At 63.6% G+C, this 17897-nt stretch carries 20 protein-coding genes and 1 pseudogene; 14 read left to right on the plus strand and 7 right to left on the minus strand.

Annotated elements, in window-relative coordinates:
* Window positions 1-261: 261 nt before the first annotated feature.
* The 6 genes and pseudogenes from fosX (at window position 262) to QM801_RS19010 (ending at window position 5526) form a co-directional block, all read left to right on the plus strand.
* Window positions 262-672 (plus strand): FosX/FosE/FosI family fosfomycin resistance hydrolase, encoded by a 411-nt coding sequence (fosX, locus tag QM801_RS18985; protein ID WP_415020771.1) that lies wholly within the window; start codon window positions 262-264, stop codon window positions 670-672.
* 109 nt (window positions 673-781) lie between these two features.
* Entirely contained in the window at window positions 782-1165 is a 384-nt protein-coding gene (rbfA, locus tag QM801_RS18990; RefSeq protein WP_415020772.1) for a 30S ribosome-binding factor RbfA, read from the plus strand.
* On the plus strand, window positions 1166-2182 hold the full coding sequence (gene truB, locus QM801_RS18995) for a tRNA pseudouridine(55) synthase TruB (RefSeq protein ID WP_415020773.1): 1017 nt from the start codon (window positions 1166-1168) through the stop codon (window positions 2180-2182).
* 22 nt (window positions 2183-2204) lie between these two features.
* A complete protein-coding gene (gene rpsO, locus QM801_RS19000; RefSeq protein ID WP_415020774.1) occupies window positions 2205-2474 on the plus strand; it encodes a 30S ribosomal protein S15 in 270 nt (89 codons plus the stop codon).
* A 240-nt stretch (window positions 2475-2714) separates the two neighbouring features.
* A pseudogene (pnp, locus tag QM801_RS19005) lies at window positions 2715-4875 on the plus strand (polyribonucleotide nucleotidyltransferase).
* Window positions 4876-5127: 252 nt separating this feature from the next.
* Window positions 5128-5526 carry a lysozyme inhibitor LprI family protein gene (locus tag QM801_RS19010; protein WP_415020775.1) on the plus strand — a complete coding sequence of 133 codons (399 nt, stop codon included), beginning with the start codon at window positions 5128-5130 and terminating at the stop codon, window positions 5524-5526.
* A 109-nt stretch (window positions 5527-5635) separates the two neighbouring features.
* Here the strand turns inward: QM801_RS19010 and QM801_RS19015 are convergent, their stop codons facing one another.
* Window positions 5636-6628: a carbohydrate kinase family protein gene (locus QM801_RS19015; protein ID WP_415020776.1), complete on the minus strand. Its 993-nt coding sequence runs from the start codon at window positions 6626-6628 to the stop codon at window positions 5636-5638.
* Window positions 6628-7620 carry a hypothetical protein gene (locus QM801_RS19020; protein WP_415020777.1) on the minus strand — a complete coding sequence of 331 codons (993 nt, stop codon included), beginning with the start codon at window positions 7618-7620 and terminating at the stop codon, window positions 6628-6630. The genes QM801_RS19015 and QM801_RS19020 overlap by 1 nt, the downstream gene beginning before the upstream one ends.
* Before the next feature lie 92 nt (window positions 7621-7712).
* On the opposite strand from QM801_RS19020, the gene QM801_RS19025 reads away from it, so the two are divergent.
* Window positions 7713-8405: an alpha/beta fold hydrolase gene (locus QM801_RS19025; protein ID WP_415020778.1), complete on the plus strand. Its 693-nt coding sequence runs from the start codon at window positions 7713-7715 to the stop codon at window positions 8403-8405.
* Here QM801_RS19025 and QM801_RS19030 read toward each other — a convergent pair.
* Entirely contained in the window at window positions 8390-9877 is a 1488-nt protein-coding gene (locus QM801_RS19030) for a multicopper oxidase family protein (RefSeq protein ID WP_415020779.1), read from the minus strand. The two genes, QM801_RS19025 and QM801_RS19030, sit on opposite strands and share 16 nt — an antisense overlap.
* On the opposite strand from QM801_RS19030, the gene QM801_RS19035 reads away from it, so the two are divergent.
* Window positions 9870-10181 carry a Flp family type IVb pilin gene (locus QM801_RS19035; protein ID WP_415020780.1) on the plus strand — a complete coding sequence of 104 codons (312 nt, stop codon included), beginning with the start codon at window positions 9870-9872 and terminating at the stop codon, window positions 10179-10181. The two genes, QM801_RS19030 and QM801_RS19035, sit on opposite strands and share 8 nt — an antisense overlap.
* A 104-nt stretch (window positions 10182-10285) precedes the next feature.
* Window positions 10286-10456, plus strand: coding sequence for a Flp family type IVb pilin (locus QM801_RS19040; protein WP_415020781.1), 171 nt, complete (start codon window positions 10286-10288; stop codon window positions 10454-10456).
* Window positions 10457-10468: 12 nt separating this feature from the next.
* Here QM801_RS19040 and QM801_RS19045 read toward each other — a convergent pair whose 3' ends face one another.
* Genes QM801_RS19045 through QM801_RS19055 form a run of 3 tightly spaced genes read right to left on the minus strand, consistent with a single transcriptional unit; the run spans window position 10469 to window position 12567 of the window.
* Entirely contained in the window at window positions 10469-11422 is a 954-nt protein-coding gene (locus tag QM801_RS19045) for an acetyl-CoA carboxylase carboxyltransferase subunit alpha (RefSeq protein WP_415020782.1), read from the minus strand.
* A gap of 55 nt (window positions 11423-11477) precedes the next feature.
* The gene (locus tag QM801_RS19050) at window positions 11478-12443 is read right to left on the minus strand and encodes a tyrosine recombinase (RefSeq protein WP_415020783.1); all 966 of its coding nucleotides are present in this window, start codon (window positions 12441-12443) and stop codon (window positions 11478-11480) included.
* Complete coding sequence (locus tag QM801_RS19055) at window positions 12421-12567, minus strand: hypothetical protein (protein WP_415020784.1); 147 nt, start codon at window positions 12565-12567, stop codon at window positions 12421-12423. The genes QM801_RS19050 and QM801_RS19055 overlap by 23 nt, the downstream gene beginning before the upstream one ends.
* A gap of 149 nt (window positions 12568-12716) precedes the next feature.
* Here QM801_RS19055 and QM801_RS19060 point away from each other — a divergent pair, with 149 nt between their 5' ends.
* From QM801_RS19060 to QM801_RS19070, 3 genes are read left to right on the plus strand one after another with little or no spacing between them, the layout of a single operon-like run.
* The gene (locus QM801_RS19060) at window positions 12717-13331 is read left to right on the plus strand and encodes a shikimate kinase (protein ID WP_415020785.1); all 615 of its coding nucleotides are present in this window, start codon (window positions 12717-12719) and stop codon (window positions 13329-13331) included.
* The gene (gene aroB / locus QM801_RS19065; protein WP_415020786.1) at window positions 13328-14449 is read left to right on the plus strand and encodes a 3-dehydroquinate synthase; all 1122 of its coding nucleotides are present in this window, start codon (window positions 13328-13330) and stop codon (window positions 14447-14449) included. The genes QM801_RS19060 and aroB overlap by 4 nt, the downstream gene beginning before the upstream one ends.
* Window positions 14446-15744: an HlyC/CorC family transporter gene (locus tag QM801_RS19070; RefSeq protein WP_415020787.1), complete on the plus strand. Its 1299-nt coding sequence runs from the start codon at window positions 14446-14448 to the stop codon at window positions 15742-15744. Before aroB ends, QM801_RS19070 begins: the two co-directional genes overlap by 4 nt.
* Here QM801_RS19070 and QM801_RS19075 read toward each other — a convergent pair.
* Window positions 15741-15986, minus strand: coding sequence for a BolA family protein (locus QM801_RS19075; protein WP_415020788.1), 246 nt, complete (start codon window positions 15984-15986; stop codon window positions 15741-15743). The genes QM801_RS19070 and QM801_RS19075 overlap by 4 nt on opposite strands.
* Before the next feature lie 190 nt (window positions 15987-16176).
* On the opposite strand from QM801_RS19075, the gene QM801_RS19080 reads away from it, so the two are divergent.
* Both QM801_RS19080 and cobS read left to right on the plus strand, forming a co-directional pair.
* Window positions 16177-16776: a J domain-containing protein gene (locus tag QM801_RS19080; RefSeq protein WP_415020789.1), complete on the plus strand. Its 600-nt coding sequence runs from the start codon at window positions 16177-16179 to the stop codon at window positions 16774-16776.
* A gap of 114 nt (window positions 16777-16890) precedes the next feature.
* Window positions 16891-17883, plus strand: coding sequence for a cobaltochelatase subunit CobS (gene cobS, locus QM801_RS19085; protein WP_415020790.1), 993 nt, complete (start codon window positions 16891-16893; stop codon window positions 17881-17883).
* The last annotated feature ends 14 nt before the right edge of the window (window positions 17884-17897 follow it).

Below are 17897 nucleotides of genomic sequence, written 5' to 3' on the forward strand. Positions count from 1 at the left end.
GGTTCACGCCCGGCCTTTTTGTTTTTGGGGAATCACTGGCTACTCCCCTCGATCCCGTCATGGCCGCGCAGGGGGATGTAACAAACGTCCGTCATTCCGGACGTGCGCCTTGATCGAGCGCACGCGAGATGTCGCGCGCGAGCCGGAATCCAGCTTTGTTGGATCACTTGCGCAACCAGGGAAGCTGGGCCCCCGCCTTCGCGGGGGTGACAGTTAAGATGTGAGCCTTGTCCAATTGTCTTACGTCGCTAATCTCTCCCCATGATCGAGGGGCTTTCACATCTGACGTTCATCGTCCGGGATCTGGACCGCATGGGCCGGATCATCACCGAGGTGCTGGGCGGGCGGGAGGTCTATTCCTCGGGCGATCGCACCTTCTCCACCTCGCGGGAGAAGTTCTTCGTGGCGGGGGGCCTGTGGATCGCCATCATGGAGGGCGAGAGCCTGCCCACCCGAAGCTACAATCATGTGGCTTTCAAGGTCTCGGAGGAGCACCTGGTGCGGGCGAAGGGAGCGATTACCCGCCTCGGCCTTGAGATGCGCCCGCCCCGGCCACGGGTGGCGGGGGAAGGTCAGTCCCTCTATTTCCATGACGAGGACAACCACCTCTTCGAGCTCCATACCGGCACGCTGGAGGCGCGTCTGGCGCGCTATAAGGCGGACCCATCTTGACGGTGGAAAGTTCGGGTCGCGCAATCTGAACTTCACTGCCGTGCCGGAAGGGCTGGCGGGCCACGCAGCAAGCGCCTAAGGTCACCTGAAACACCGTATTGGACCTTTCATGCCCCATTCCTCTGCCCCGTCCCAACGCATGCTCCGCGCCGGAGAGTTGATCCGCCATGCCCTGGCGGATGTCTTCATGCGGGGCGAAACGGGGGACCCGGAGCTGGAACGGCTGAAGTTCAGCGTGGTCGAGGTGCAGATGTCGCCCGACCTGAAGATCGCCACCGCCTTCGTCCGGCCGCTGGTGGTGGGCGAGGAACGCAAGGTGCTGCACGCCTGCACCCGCAACCAGAACTACATTCGCGGTCTTCTGGCGCCCAAGCTCGACATGAAGTTCATGCCACAACTCCGGTTTCGAATCGATACTTCCCTCGATTACGCCAGCAAGATCGACAATATCCTCCACTCTCCCCACGTGGCGCAGGACCTGGAGAAGAAGTAGGTGGCGGGCGAGACGCCTCCCGCCGGCACCGGTCAGCCCCGGCCGCCGAAGCAGACAAAGCGGAAGAAAGAGGCCATTCACGGCTGGATCGTGCTGGACAAGCCCCTTGGCCTCTCCTCCACCCAGGCGCTCGGCAAGGTCCGCTGGCTGCTCAACGCCGAGAAGGCGGGCCATGGCGGTACGCTCGATCCGCTGGCCTCCGGTCTTCTCCCGATTGCGCTTGGAGAAGCCACCAAGACCATCCAGTGGGCCATGGATGGCACGAAAACCTATCAGTTTACGGTGCAGTGGGGTGCCGAAACCTCCACCGATGATCTGGAAGGCCAGATCGTAGCGACTTCAAACGAATTCGTTCTCGGCAACGAAAACAGTCTCTTACCGCGCAACGTGGAAATTGCTGCAATGCAGCATAAGCTGCAGCAAAGCCTGGCGGCCTTTCATGGTGCGGTGCAGCAAAAGCCTCCCGCCTACTCGGCCATCAAAGTGGATGGCGAGCGTGCCTACGATCTGGCCCGGGCCGGCGAGGAGGTCTCGCTGGAGGCCCGCACGGTGCAGATCGACCGCCTCACGGTGCTGGGCTGGCCCAGCCCGTCCCAGACCACCTTTGAGGTCGTCTGCGGCAAGGGAACCTACGTCCGGTCGCTTGCCCGCGACCTCGGCCGGGCCCTGGGCTGGCTCGGCCATGTGGTGATGTTGCGGCGACTGGCGGTGGGGCCATTCCGCGAGGCCGACATGATTTCGCTGGAAAAGCTTGCGGAAGTATGCCAATCCGCCCCCGGCGAAAGACGCCTCGCGCACATCCTACGCCCCATCGAGACCGTGCTGGACGGCATCCCGGCACTGGCCGTGATGGATCAGGATGCGCAACGCCTCAGACATGGCCAACCGGTTGTGTTGCGTGGGACCGAAGGTCTCCCGGCGGCGGAGGTGGTTTTGGTGAAACACGGGGGTCAGCCCCTCGGCCTGTGCTCGCTGGAGCAGGGATCGCTGAAGCCGAAGCGACTGTTCAATCTTTAAAGTCCATTCAGGAGATGACCGAATGACGATCACTGCCGAGCGCAAGACCGCGCTCATCAAGGAACATGCCACCACTGCCAACGACACGGGCTCGCCCGAGGTCCAGGTGGCCATCCTCACCGAGCGCATCAACGCGCTGACGGATCACTTCAAGAGCCACAAGAAGGATAACCATTCCCGCCGTGGCCTGCTCAAGATGGTGTCGGCACGCCGTGGCCTGCTCGACTACCTCAAGAAGAAGGACGAAGGCCGCTATCAGGCTCTCATCAAGAAGCTCGATATCCGCCGCTAAACAGGTTTGTACCCTCCCGGCGTAACGGGAGGGACAGTTCGGGTGGGGCCAGCCCCACCCGCGAGCTTCCCCACCGGGAAGACGTTTCTACGCATGAGCGGGCGGACACCGAACAGCCGCCCGCGTCCCCGCCAAGCGAATGGGCAATGGGGCCCGCTTCGCGAAAAGTCCAAAGGGGATGCCGTCCAGATGATCGGTGCTGAAAAAGTGGCGGCGAAGGACGATTGAAAAGGACAGACGATGTTCAACATCGACGTTGAAGAATTGGATTGGGGCGGCAAGCCGCTCCGCATGGAAACGGGCCGCATCGCCCGCCAGGCCGACGGGGCCGTTCTCGTCACCATCGGTGAAACCACCGTTCTCGCCACCGCCGTTGCGGCGCGCAGCGAAAAGCCGGGAATCGATTTCTTCCCGCTCACCGTCAACTACCAGGAAAAGACCTACGCCGCGGGCAAGATCCCCGGTGGCTACTTCAAGCGCGAAGGCCGCCCGACGGAACGCGAAACCCTCGTGTCGCGCCTCATCGACCGCCCGATCCGCCCGCTCTTCCCCGATGGCTTCCGCCTCGAGACGCAGGTGATCGCCACGGTTCTCTCCTATGACCTCGAGAACGACAGCGACATCGCCGCCATGGTGGCCTCGTCCGCTGCCCTCACCCTGTCGGGCATTCCCTTCCTCGGCCCCATCGGTGCCGCCCGCGTGGGCTACATCGACGGCCAGTTCGTGCTGAACCCGACCATCGAACAGCAGAAGGCCTCGGCCCTCGATCTCGTGGTCGCCGGCACCCAGGACGCCGTTCTGATGGTGGAATCGGAAGCCAAGGAACTGCCGGAAGACGTGATGCTCGAGGCCGTGATGTTCGGCCACCGCGGCTTCCAGCCGGTGATCGACGCCATCATCCGTTTGGCCGAGCGCTCCTCGCGCGAGCCGCGTGACTTCAACCCGCCCGACCGTTCGGCCGTCTATGCCAAGGTCAAGGCGCAGGCCGAAGCCGACCTCCGCAAGGCCTATGCCATCGCCAAGAAGGAAGACCGCCAGGACGCCGTCGCCAAGGCGAAGGACGCCGTGAAGGCCGCCCTCGTCAACAAGGAAGACCCGAATTCCCCGAGCGAGCAGGCGGTGGGCGAGCAGTTCAAGCAGCTCGAAGCCGACATCGTCCGCAACAACATCCTCGACACCGGCAAGCGCATCGACGGCCGCGACACCAAGACGGTGCGTCCGATCATCGCCGAAACCTCGGTTCTGCCGCGCACCCACGGCTCGGCGCTTTTCACCCGCGGTGAAACCCAGGCGCTGGTCGTGACCACGCTCGGCACCGGCGAGGACGAGCAGTACATCGACTCGCTCGACGGCCTGCAGAAGGGCAAGTTCATGCTGCACTACAACTTCCCGCCCTTCTCGGTGGGTGAAGTGGGCCGCATGGGCGCCACCGGCCGCCGCGAAATCGGCCACGGCAAGCTCGCCTGGCGCGCCATCAATCCGCTGCTGCCGAAGCCGGAAGACTTCCCCTACACCATCCGCGTCGTCTCGGAGATCACCGAGTCGAACGGCTCGTCCTCCATGGCCACGGTGTGCGGCTCCTCGCTCGCCCTCATGGATGCGGGCGTGCCGATGAAGGCGCCCTGCGCCGGCATCGCCATGGGCCTGATCAAGGAAGGCGACCGTTTCGCCGTCCTCTCGGACATCCTGGGTGACGAAGACCACCTCGGCGACATGGACTTCAAGGTCGCCGGCACCTCGGAAGGCGTGACCTCGCTGCAGATGGACATCAAGATCACCGGCATCACCGAAGAGATCATGCGTGTCGCCCTGTTCCAGGCCAAGGAAGGCCGCATGCACATCCTCACCAAGATGTCGGAAGCGCTAGAAAAGGCGCGCCCGGGCCTTGGTGAACATGCGCCGCGCATCGAGCAGATCAAGATCCCCACCGACAAGATCCGCGAAGTGATCGGCACCGGCGGCAAGGTCATCCGCGAAATCGTGGAAAAGACCGGCGCCAAGATCGACATCCAGGACGACGGCACCGTCAAGGTCGCCTCCTCGTCGGGTGCGGCGATCACCGCCGCGCTCAAGTGGATCAAGTCCATCGTCTCCGAGCCGGAAGTGGGCGAGATCTACGAAGGCAAGGTCGTGAAGATCATGGAATTCGGCGCCTTCGTGAACTTCTTCGGCGCCCGCGACGGCCTCGTGCACGTCTCGGAACTGGCGCCGCAGCGGGTCCAGAAGGTTTCCGACGTCGTGTCGGAAGGCCAGATGGTCAAGGTCAAGTTCCTCGGCATGGACAACCGCGGCAAGAATCCGCCTCTCCATGAAGGTCGTCGACCAGGCAACCGGCGAAGACCTCTCGAAAAAGCAGGGCGGCGGTGACGCCGACGGCGGCGACGAGAAGACCGGCGACTGAGCCGGACTACGAATAGGCTAAGCAAGGTGAACGCGGGTGCCCACAGCGCCCGCGTTTTTTGTGTGTTCGCAAACCCGTCATTCCATCGGAGTGGCGCGTGCGCCACGACAGATGGAACCCCGCTTTCAGGACGGCAAACATAAGCTGGGTTCCATCTCGCGCGGCACAAAGTGCCGCTTGGATGGAATGACGAAGATGCAGAATCGCGGAGTTTCGCTATCCTCCATACGCCCAATCCCTCCGGAGTCCCCCATGCGCCTCATCCTCACTGCCGTCCTGCTCGTCCCGCTCATCACGCCTGCCTTTGCGCAGGAGGACAAGCCCGACTGCACCGATCCGCAGGACCAGTCCTCCATGACCTATTGTGCGGGCGTGGATTTCGACAAGGCCGACAAGGAACTGAATGCGCTCTGGCCCGAGATCAAGAAGGCGGCACAGGAGGACGACGCGAATGTCGGTAACGGCACGCACGAGTATCTCGACGCGCTGATGGCCTCGCAGCGGGCCTGGCTTGCCTATCGTGACGCCGAGTGCACCTGGCAGGGCTTCTATGCCCATGGCGGTTCGATGGAGCCGATGCTGATAAATGCCTGCCTCGCCAAGCTCACGGAAGAGCGGGTGAAAGCGCTGAAGGACGGGCAGGAGCAGTAGAGTTTTTCGCTCACGTCACCCCCGCGAAGGCGGGGGCCCAGCTTCTTCTTGCAAGATCAGGATCACTCGAAGCTGGGTGCCCGCCTGCGCGGGCATGACGGCATTGTGGTTAGTGCCGCAACCCCTTCGCCTCGGCATAGGCGAGACATTCCGCCCACGGACGAATGGAGGATGAGGTCGTCGCCGAATGAAGCGAGGTGGCGGCGGAGGCATTGGCCAGCGCCAGGCATTTCGCCAGCGGCCAGTCTTCATGCAGGCCATAGAGCATGCCGGCATAGAAGGCATCGCCCGCCCCCACCGTGCCCACGATCTCGCCCTGCGGCACCTTCACCGAGGGCGCGAACAGGCTTTCTCCCGATGCAGCGACCGCAACGGCGCCCTCCGGATGATGGACGCAGGCGAGGTCCTTGACACCCATCTCGAGGAGCGTGCGGCAGGCCTTCTCGGCGGCCTTGCGATCGAAGCGGCCGTTCTCCGTGACGGCCACGCCCGAGACCGCTTCTGCTTCGCTGTCATTGATGACGAAATAGTCGAGAAGCGGCAGGCAGGGCCTTGTGCGCTCGCGCTGCAGGTCCGCCGGCACGGGGCACAGCTCCATTGCCGTCTTGTAGCCGCGGGAACGCGCGGCTTTCAGCACCGTGCGCCAGCCATCTGCCGCATCCATGGAAACGGAAATGCCGGGCGAGCCCAGATAGAAGATCTTCGCCTCATCATGGGGCGGCATCACCTGATCGGGCGTCATGGTGGCGTTGACGCCGGGCAGCACGAAGAAGGTGCGGCGCCCCGTGGCGATCGAGGTCATGACGAAGGTGCAGTCGGTGGGCACGCCCGGCACGCGGATGATGTGCTTGGTGTCGAGGCCGTGTTCCGCCGCCTTGGCGATGAAGGTGTCACCCGCTGCATCATCGCCCACAAGGCAGATCATGGTGACGGGGAAGGCGGCCCCCAGCTTGACGAGGCCGGCGGCCGCATTGTGGGGCGGGCCGCCCGGCGCATGGATCGTGTTGCGGATGAAGGCGATCTGCTCCTCGTCGGGCCAGCGTTCGATCATGTGAACGATGTCGAGGACCGAGGTCCCCGCGAGGATGACGCCTGAACGCATTACTTGCGATAGCCTTCGAGAACGCTCTCGGTGATCTTCTGGTCATCCTCGAGCGAACGCACGGGCGCAAGCTTCTTGTCCTTGAGAATGGAGTGATACTTCTTCACGGCTTCCTCAGGCGTGAGGGCGCGTTCCACCACGGGGCGGAAGAGCGAGAGGAGGTCGAGCGGGCTTTCGGCCAGCTTGATCTTGCGGCCGAAGAGCGAGACGCGCGCCCCCGACTTTTCCGACTGGTGGAGAAGTTCGAAACAGTCGCGCGTGGTGCCGCCGGAACCCCCGAGCACGCCGACCACGAGTTCGGTGTCATAGGCGGCGAGTTCTTCCATCGCCTTGCGGCCGTTGAACGGCATCTTCAGGAAGATGGGGCGCTCGGCCTTGGTCATGCCGGCGATGCAGCGCAGGATGTTGTCGTTGACGAAGGCCGGGATCTGCTCGGGGGAGAGGTTCTTCGGCGCGTTCGGATTGAACACCTCGAGGAAGTGGCGGAACTTCAGCTTCGTCGCCTCGGCGCGGAAGTCGTTGTAGGCCTCGAGATGGGCGTAGTCGGCCGAGAGGTCGTTGTTGAAGGTCACCGAGTAGAGGCCGAGGTCGGAGAACTTCTTGCACAGCGCCAGGTTCGCGGTGCGGAAGGGGCGGGCGAATTCCTTGTGGTAGTTGGCGTGGCGGGCGCGCCAGATGTCGGTCGCATCATTGGCGCGGATCGCCGGCGTCACATGCGACTTGGTGAAGACGCCCTTCGCCGCGATGGCTTCCAGCGAGGATGCGGCGACGAGCATGATGTCGACCACGCCCTGCTTCACCACATCGATCACCGCCTGTCTGAAGTGGCCCACGTTGTGGAAGCCCTTGCTCTCGTCCGACAGGTCCCTGGGGCCGGGCGAGGAAATGCCCGCGGACATTTCCGGATCCTTGGCATCGGCCACGATGAAATCCTTGGGGCTGTACTTACCCGAGGTGATCTTCTTCAGTTTGACATCAAGGGATTTCGCCATGGCAGTGCTGGGGCCTCGTTTGCAGGGTTGCGCGTGAGGCGTTTATGGCGGCACAGTGCGGCCCACGCAAGTGACAGAGGTGGTCTTTCCGTATGCGCAAAACACTGGTCATGGTCCCCGCCTTCGGATGTGACGGCGGCCTCTATGCGCCGCTCGCTCCGGCTCTCTCCGCTCATGTGGATGAGCGAGTGCATGTGGCGACCGAAGACCGCTACGAGAAAATGGTGGCGGGACTTCTTGCTGCAGCGCCGGATACCTTCATCGTGCTCGGCACCTCCATGGGCGGACGGCTGGCGCTGGAGGTGACGCTTGCTGCACCGCAGCGTGTCGAAGGCCTGGTGATCATCGGATCGGGGGCAGGGCCTGTCGCCGATCAGGCCGCGGGTCTTCGCCGCTCAACGCGCATCCGTGCAGGCGAGATGGAGCAGGTGCTGGCCGAGATGGGCAACATGATCTCGCACATGCCGGGGCCGCGCGGGCCCGAGACGCGGGAGGCCTTCATCCACATGGGCCGGGACATGGGGGCGGAGTCGTTGGCGCGGCAGTCCGATGCGCTTGCCCACCGGGTGGACCGCTGGCCGGAGCTTCCCGGCATCGCCTGCCCGGTCCTCTGCCTGTGGGGCGTGCACGACCAGTTCAGCCCCGCCGCCGATGGCCGCCGCATTGCCGAGGCCGTGCAGAAGGGCACTTATGTCGAGCTGGCCGAGTGCGGGCATTTCCCCACGCTTGAATATCCCGATGCGGCGGCGGCTGCCCTGGTGCGCTGGCTTCAGGCCGCGTTCTGATAGGCGATTGCGCCCATCATCCCGGCGTTCATGTGATAGAGATGGTGGCAGTGGAAAGCCCAGGTGCCGGGGTTGTCGGCGTCGAACTGGATCGTCACCATGCCGTCAACCGGCACCAGCACCGTGTCGCGGAGCGCGCCGTCGATCGCCGTGCCGTTGATGTTGACCACCTTGAAGTAATGCCCGTGCAGATGCATGGGGTGCGCCATGCCCGTCATGTTGTGGAACATCACCTGGTAGCGCTCGCCCTCGCGCACGCTGAAGAGCACGTCGTGCATCGATGACATGCCGTTGAGGCCCCAGGCATAGTCGCTGCCGCCGCCCGTGAGCATCAGCATCTCGACGCGCGAGACGGCGGTGTCGGAAATCTTGCCCATGGCGCGAAGCTGCGCCTCCATCTCGAGGCCGATCGCTGGCTGCATCTCGCCCTGATCGTTGAGCTTCGCAACGGCACCATCGCCCGCGACGAGAATGATGCCGGATTGCCCGGTTGATCCTTCCGTCTTGAAGAGCACCGGCCAGGCGCCGCTTGCCTTCGGCAATTGCAGCCGGATGTCGGCGCGTTGCGCGATGGCGATGGGGAAGCGGCTGGCCCGGTGCGGGTGGATCGACTGTCCGTCGACCGCGATCAGTTCGCCCGATATCTCGCCGAGGTCGATCCACATGTTGCTGGCGGCGCTGGCGTTGATCACGCGGAGACGGAACAGTCCGCCCTTTTCGGCGCGCACCACTTCCGGATCATCGAGCGTGCGGTCATTGGCGAGGAAGGCATCGAAGACGATGTCGTTGGTCATGGCGCCGCCCATGCCCATGCCGCCGCCCATCTGCATCTGGCTGTGGTCCATCTTGCTGTGATCCATGCCGGCCATGTTTCCACCCGCCATGCTGTGGGCTGCGTGGGCGCCGCCCCCGCCCTTCAGTTCGGCGAGGATGTCCTCGGGCGAGCGGAAGGTAAAGTCATGCAGCATCACCACGTGCTCCTGCTCGTCGACGAGGGGCGTGGCGCTTTCCCGGATGATGAGCGGGGCTGCCAGCAGCTGCTGTTCCTGGAGCCCCACATGGGAATGCATCCAGTGGGTGCCGGCGACGCGGGTGGGGAAATCATAGGTCACCGTCTCGCCCGGCTTGAGCGGTGGGCCCGAGAGCATGGGGGTGCCGTCCATGGTGATGGGGGGCGCCAGCCCGTGCCAGTGCACCATGGTCTCGATATCAAGGGCATTCGTGAGTTCCACGGCGAAGCGGCCGTCAAAGACCTTGTTGACCCCGTGGCCGCCCGCCTCGTTGAAGATGCCGAAGACCTTGGCGGCCTTGCCCTTGACCTCGAGGGTGCGGGTATCGACGCGCAGTTTGAGGGGTGGTGCTGCGGCAATCGAGGGCCGGGACACGGCATCGGGAAGGATTGCGCTTGAGGTTAACGCGGCGGCCCCTTTCAGCAGGGTCCGGCGGCTCGGCTGGTAAGGATTCTTGTTCATCTTCTGGAAACCCTTCATCATAAAACTCAACCGGGCGATGTGGCGGATTGCTGCATTAACCAAACGGGAAGCGGTTCAGGACTACACTCCCGGGGTGTGGGAATCACCTTGGGGAAACACAGTGAACATCATTCATGCGGACCGTTTGAAGGCATTCTGGCAGGACGTCGAAGGCGCCCAAGCGGTTGAATATGTTATCATCGCTGCAGCACTCACCACCGCCATCATTCCCGGCTTTTACTATGTTTCCTCGGCCGTTGCGGATCAGTTGTCCTTCATCACCAGCTTCGTGCTGGGCAACTGATCGGCGGACATGTAATTTTAGTCATGTCTTTAACGAAGGTGCAGTGGGTTCATGATTATTGCTTTTCCGTAATGAGGCGGGATCGACCGCTGGGAGAGCAGGGCATGTTGAAGAATACCTGGAAGCGTTATCTGGATGACCAGTCCGGTGCCACCGCAGTGGAATACGTTGTCATTGCAAGCGCCCTCACGCTGGCGCTCATTCCCGGTTTCTATTACGTGACATCCGCCTTCCAGACACAGATGGAAGACCTGATCAGCGCCATCAACAGCTAAAGGCGAAGCGCCTTACAGCCCGCGCCCGATCCCCAGGAATTTCTCGCGCCGCTGCGTGCGCAGCACTTCCGCCGACACACCTTCCAGCGCCTGCAACGCCCGCGCAATGGCATCACCGCCGGCGGCAACGGCCGCGTCCGGATTGCGGTGGGCGCCACCCAGCGGCTCCGGCACGATTTCATCAATGACGCCGAGCTTCTTCAGGTCCTGCGCGGTGATCTTGAGCGCCGCCGCAGCATCCTTCGCGCGGCCCGCGTCTCGCCACAGGATCGAGGCTGCCCCTTCCGGCGAGATCACGCTGTAGATCGCGTGTTCCATCATCAGCACCGAATTTCCGGTCGCGATGGCGATGGCGCCGCCGGAACCGCCTTCGCCGATCACCAGCGAGACAAGCGGCACGCCGAGCGACAGGCAGCAGTCGGTTGAGCGGGCAATGGCTTCCGCCTGGCCGCGCTCCTCGGCGTCAACGCCGGGGTAGGCGCCGGAGGTATCGACCAGCGTGATCACAGGAAGGCCGAAGCGGTCGGCGGTTTCCATCAGGCGCACCGCCTTGCGGTAGCCTTCCGGCTTGGCCATGCCCCAGTTGTGGCGGAGGCGACTCTGGGTGTCGTTGCCCTTCTCCTGGCCGATCACCACGCACGGCCGGCCACGGAAGCGGCCGAGGCCGCCCACGATCGCCTCGTCCTCGGCGAATTTGCGGTCGCCGGCGAGCGGCACGAAATCGGTGATCAGCTTGTCGATGTAGTCGAGTGCGTGGGGGCGTTCGGGATGGCGCGCAACTTGCGACTTCTGCCACGGCTCGAGCGCGGCATAGATGTCGGCGAGGTTCTTGGCGGCCTTCTTCTCGAGAGACTTGACCTCGTCGGCAATCGACATGGAGGCATCGCCTTGGGCCAGCGCCCGCAATTCGGCAATTTTGCCCTCAAGTTCGGCAACGGGGGCCTCGAAATCGAGAAATGCCTTCAAGATCAACCTCTGAACCTGTCTGTGGCGATGTTACTGGCGGGGTGGCCGCCCAAAGTCAACGTGTCTTCGTCCGCCCCTTGGCGCGCGCCAGGGGGTGAAAATCTTCAACCGCCCGCGTCAGCCGCGAAGCCTGTACATGGGTATAGACCTGTGTTGTGGAAATGTCCGCATGACCGAGCATCTGCTGCACGGCGCGCAGGTCGGCGCCGTGGTCGAGAAGGCGGGTGGCAAAGCCGTGGCGGAGCACGTGGGGCGAGATGCGCGAGGCGGCAATACCCGCCCGTGCCGCCAGGGCCTTCAGTTCCAGCGCGAAATGCTGGCGCGAGAGCACGCCCGACTTGCCATGGGACGGGAAGGCGGCCTTGCCGCCGTCTTCGCGAGACGCGAGAAGGGCGAGATACCGGTTGAGCACGGCCCGCGCCTGCGGCGACACAGGAACAAGGCGCTCGCGCCCGCCTTTGCCGCGGATGGTCAGCACCTCCGGTTCTGCGGCGAGCTGACGGCGTGTCAGTGCGAGGAGTTCCGAGACGCGAAGGCCGGTGGCCGCAAGGAGACTGACGAGGGCATGAAGCCGCCAGGCCTTGAAGGCCTGCTTTCCTTCTGCGGCCTGCGCCTCCTGCGCCGCGGTGGTGACAAGGGCAGTGATTTCTTCTGCCGAAAGAACGTCGGGCAGGATGCGCTGCGGCTTCGGACTTTCGACGATCTGGGCGGGGTTGTGGGTGCTGAAGCCTTCGCTCAGCAGGAAGGCGTGGAACTGGCGGATGGCCGAGAGCCTGCGCGCGGCGGTGCGGCGCGAGAGGCCGTCTGCCTCGATCTCGGCGAGGTAGTCGCGGATCTGGTCGGTCGAGGCCGTTTCGGCCTTGGCGTTTTGCCGGGCGAGGGACGCGATGTAGTCCTCGAGGTCGCGGCGGTAGGCGGCGAGCGAATTCTGGGCGGCGCCCCGCTCTGCCGCCATCATCTCGAGGAAGCGGCTGACCAGGACGGGAACGGATTTCCGCTCAGTCTGCCCTGAGCTTTTCATGGGGAAGGGGCCTGATCACATCGGACTGTTCCGGCGGATAGGTGGCAAGCGCAAGTGCACCGCCGTAAACGGCGCCCACAAGGGCGGCGATGATGAGGATGAACTTGAGAAAATCGGGAATCACGTGCTGAGTGGCCGGTATCTGGGACGAATGGCGCCCCCGCGTTGGGCTTTTGCCAGAATCGCTCTTCCCCTGCACCTGAAAAGTGCCAAAAAAGGTGGTCCTCAAAATCCATGCAATCCCCGGCCTGATGCGCTATGAGCCGGGCGAACATGGCAAAACGCTCAACCAGCAGGGATCTCGAAACCGCCAAAAGCTTTCTCGGCGGGCGGCCCATCGTGCTCGTCGGGCTGATGGGGGCGGGAAAGACCAGCATTGGCCGCAGGCTTGCCGAAAAAATGGGGCTCTCCTTCGTCGATGCCGATCACGAGATCGAGGCCGCTGCCGGCAAGTCCATCGCCGACATCTTCGCCGACCATGGCGAGGCCTATTTCCGCGACGGTGAGCGCAAGGTGATCGCCCGCCTGATGGAAAACGGCGAACAGGTTCTGGCGACGGGTGGCGGTGCCTACATGAATCCCGAAACCCGCGCCCGCATCAAGGAGGGTGGCCTCAGCATCTGGCTCAAGGCCGACCTCGACCTTCTGATGAAGCGGGTGATGAAGCGAAACGACCGGCCGCTGCTCCGCACCGCCGACCCCGAAGCGGTGATGCGGAAGCTCATCGACGAGCGCTACCCCGTCTATGCCGAGGCCGACGTCACGGTGGAATGCCGCGATGTGCAACACGCCCAGATGGTGAACGAGGTTCTCCGCGCCATTGCATCGAAGGCGGCCCGGGAGAAATCACAGAACGGACGCACCGGAAACGGCGCGGACAGGACATGAGCACGACCCACCAGACCGTTCCGGTTGCCCTCGGCGACCGGTCCTACGACATCCTTATCGGTGACGGGCTACTCGCCCGCGCCGGCGATCTCGTGAAGCCGCACCTGAAGCGGCCGCACACGGTGATCGTGACCGACGAGAACGTGGCCCGCCATCATCTCGACAGCCTGCAGGGCTCGCTCTCCAAGGCGGGCGTCTCCAGCGATGCCGTCGTCTTGCCTGCGGGCGAGAAGAGCAAGAGCTACGCCACGCTGGCCGAGTTGTGCGACCGGCTGCTGGCCGCGGGCGTCGAACGCCGCGACACCATCATCGCCTTCGGCGGCGGGGTGATCGGCGATCTTGCGGGCTTTGCTGCCGCCATCCTGCGGCGCGGTGTGAACTTCATCCAGATCCCGACGACGCTTCTCGCCCAGGTCGATTCCTCCGTAGGCGGCAAGACCGGCATCAACTCGCCCTATGGCAAGAACCTGATCGGTGCCTTCCACCAGCCGCAGCTCGTTCTCGCCGACCTCGGACTTCTCAAGACGCTGCCGCGGCGCGAGCTTGCGGCAGGCTATGCCGAAGTGGCGAAGTATGGCCTTCTCGGCGACCGCGCCTTCTTCGACTGGCTCGACAAGAACGTCGGCAAGCTGTTCGACGGCGATCTCGCCACGATTGCCGAAGCGGTGGCGGTGAGCTGCCGGATGAAGGCGAGGATCGTGGCGGAGGATGAAACCGAAACGGGTGTCCGCGCGCTCCTCAACCTTGGTCACACCTTCGGCCATGCGCTCGAAGCCGCAACCGGTTATTCGCAGCGGCTGCTGCACGGGGAATCGGTGGCGGTAGGCATGGTGCAGGCCTTCCGTTTCTCGGAGAAGCAGGGCCTGTGCGCCCCGCAGCTTGCGTCACGCGTGGCGGCCCATCTCAAGGCGGCCGGCCTTCCCACCCATACATCAGACATTCCGGGCGAACTTCCCCCGCCCGCCGGACTTCTCGAACTCATGCGCCAGGACAAGAAGGCGGTGGCCGGCAGGCTCACCTTCATCCTGGTGCGTGGCATCGGCGAGGCCTTCATCGCGAAGGACGTGCCCGATGCGGACGTGCTTGCTTTTCTTGAAGAGGATCGAAACCGCACATGAGTGGTGACATCGGCTACGCCCTTATCTCCATCTTTCTCCTGATCATCGTCGCAGCCTTCTTCTCTGGTGCCGAGACCGGCCTGACCGCCGCCTCGCGCGCGCGGCTGAACGAAATCGAAAAGCGCGGCAGCAAGCGGGCCCGCACCGCGCTTTCGCTCATGGAAGCGCCGGAACGCCTGATCGGTGCGCTGCTCCTCGGCAACAACCTCGCCAACATCACCTCGTCTGCGGTGGCAACCGCCGCCCTCATCAAGGTCTTCGGCGACAGCGGTGCGGTGATCGCCTCCGCCATCATGACGGTCGTCATCCTGATCTTCGCGGAGGTGATGCCCAAGACCTATGCCATCACCTATCCCGAGCGCACGGCCCTCTTCGTTGCGCCGTTGATGCGCTTCATCTCGGCGGTGCTCGGCCCGATCGTGATTTCGGTCGAGGTGATCGTGAAGTTCACCCTCAAGGTGCTGGGTGCCAACGTGGACGAGAGCAAGAACATCCTCTCGGCCCATGATGAACTGCGCGGCGCCATCGAGATTCACCACAAGGACGAAACCCTTGTGAAGACCGACAAGGACATGCTGGGTGGCATCCTCGACCTCAAGGACCTCGAGGTCATGGACGTGATGATCCACCGCACCAAGATGGTGACGCTCGATGCGAGTGAACCGCTGAAGGACATCATCGATGACGTGATCAAAAGCGGCCACACCCGCATTCCCGTGTGGAAGGACAAGCCCGACAACATCATCGGCGTGCTGCATGCGAAGTCGCTCTTCGCCGAAATCCAGAAGGCGCAGGGCGACCTCGGCAAGGTGAAGCTCGACGACGTGATCTCGGACCCGTGGTTCGTGCCCGACACGCGGCCTCTTGAAGACCAGCTCAACGCCTTCCTCCGCCGCAAGAGCCACTTTGCGATCGTGGTGGACGAGTACGGCGAAGTGCAGGGCCTCGTGACGCTGGAAGACATCATCGAGGAAATCGTGGGCGACATCAAAGACGAGTTCGATGCTGTGGCAACCGGCGTTCGCAAGAGCAAGGACGGCTCCTTCATCGTCGATGGTGCGGTTCCGCTCCGCGACCTCAACCGCGCCTTCGAGTGGAGCCTGCCAGACGATGAGGCAACGACGCTGGCGGGTCTCGTCATCCACGAGGCGCGCATGATCCCGGCTGTCGGCCAGACCTTCAGCTTCCATGGCTTCCGCTTCGAGATCCTGAAGAAGAAGCGCCAGCAGCTCACCTCGATCCGGGTGACGAAGCTCGAGGCGCCGGCGGAGGGCAGCGAGGAGTCTTCCGGCTAGCTTGTTTTCGCGACTTCGATCGCAAGGGCGTGGACGCGCGTCTTCAGTTCGTCGGCCAGCACTTCGTTCACCTTGCGGTGCTGGTTGACGCGGGAGAGGCCGTCGAGCGCGGTCGCTGAAATGCGGATGCGGAAATGGCTCTCGCCGTCGGGGCGGCTTCCGGAATGCCCGGCGTGGTGATGGCTTTCATCGATGACCTCGAGGCTCTGGGGCGAAAGTGCCCGTTCAAGCTTTTCCGCCATGCGTTTTCCGACGGGGCCCAATGCGTTCTCCACCTTAACACTTCCTTTCAAATGACACGACCTGATGGTGATTGCCGCCAGCCTTTCGCCTCTGACAGTTTTTTCCCGAAAGGCTTCGCATTTTCATCCGCGATAGGCTAAAAGCCTGCGCTCCATCATCCATCATGTTTTCAGTGCGTATATCCGACTCATGAAACTCGATTCAAAGTACTTCGACAAGATCAGGATCACGCCCCGCGGCTCGAAGCCCGAGCCCAAGGCCGAGGCCAAGTGCGAATGGCCGGGCTGCGAGAAGCCTGCGCGCCACAAGGCGCCCAAGGGCCGCGGCGCGGAGGGGCAGTATCACAACTACTGCACGGCGCACGTGCAGGAGTACAACAAGACCTACAACTATTTCGCCGGCATGTCGGATGGCTCGATCTCCGACTACCAGCGCGCCGCCCAGTTGGGCGACCGCCCCACCTGGAAGCTGGGTCAAAATGCCCATGCCCGTGCGGGCTCCACCCGCGGCACCGCCCGCCGCTTCGAGGACCCGCTGGAACTCCTCGGCCGGGCCCAGCGCAAGCCCGCTGAACAAAAATTGGGCCGTGGCCTGAAGCGCAACGAATTGCAGGCCCTGCAGACCCTCGGTCTCGATGAAAACGCCACGCCGGAAGATGCAAAGGCGAAGTACAAGCTGCTGGTGAAGCGTCTTCACCCCGACGCAAACAACGGCAGCCGCGCCAACGAGGACACCCTCAAGGCCGTGATCCACGCCTACGACACGCTTAGGGCCAGCGGCTTCTGCTGACTTGCCGGATCGCCGTCTTGCCTCTACAAGGCGTTGCATTCCCCGAATGGACGTAGCAATTGGGCCTGATCCGGGTTCCCGCCCGAAAAGCCCCTGTGACTGAGTGAGCAGTAGATGACCGCGAATAGCAATGGCGCCACGCCCGGCAACCCCGACAAGACGGTGTCCGTCTCGCAGGTGTTCGGATTTGAATCGAACATGATGGTGCCCGCCTACAGCGACACCAGCGAGCACGTGCCGGACCTCGATCCGGACTACCTCTTCAACAAGGAAACCACGCTGGCGATCCTCGCGGGCTTTGCCCACAACCGCCGCGTCATGGTGACGGGCTATCACGGCACCGGCAAGTCCACCCACATCGAGCAGGTGGCGGCGCGCCTCAACTGGCCGTGCATCCGCATCAACCTCGACAGTCACATCAGCCGTATCGATCTCATCGGCAAGGACGCCATCGTCCTCAAGGAAGGCAAGCAGGTCACGGAATTCCGCGAAGGCATCCTGCCCTGGGCCTACCAGCACAACGTCGCACTGGTCTTCGACGAATATGACGCGGGCCGCCCCGACGTGATGTTCGTGATCCAGCGCATTCTCGAATCCTCGGGCAAACTGACGCTGCTCGACCAGAGCCGCGTGATCCGTCCTCATCCCGCCTTCCGCCTCTTCGCCACGGCGAACACGGTGGGCCTCGGCGATACGACCGGCCTCTATCACGGCACCCAGCAGATCAACCAGGCGCAGATGGACCGCTGGTCCGTCGTCACCGTGCTCAACTACCTGCCGCATGTGCAGGAAGTCGGCATCGTGCTCGCCAAATGCAAGGCCTACGATACCGAGAAGGGCCGCAAGACGCTGGCCAACATGGTGCGCGTCGCCGACCTCACCCGCAACGCCTTCATGCAGGGCGATGTCTCCACCGTGATGAGCCCGCGCACGGTCATCACCTGGGCCCAGAACGCCGAGATTTTCGGCGGCGACATCGGCATGGCCTTCCGTCTCACCTTCCTCAACAAGTGTGACGAGCTGGAGCGCCCGATCATCGCCGAATTCTACCAGCGCTGCTTTGGCGAAGAGCTGCCGGAATCGGCAGCCCGCCTCGCCATCGCCTGAGCCGGACGAGAGGG

Source organism: Aestuariivirga sp. (assembly GCF_047600585.1).
Lineage (GTDB): Bacteria > Pseudomonadota > Alphaproteobacteria > Rhizobiales > Aestuariivirgaceae > Aestuariivirga.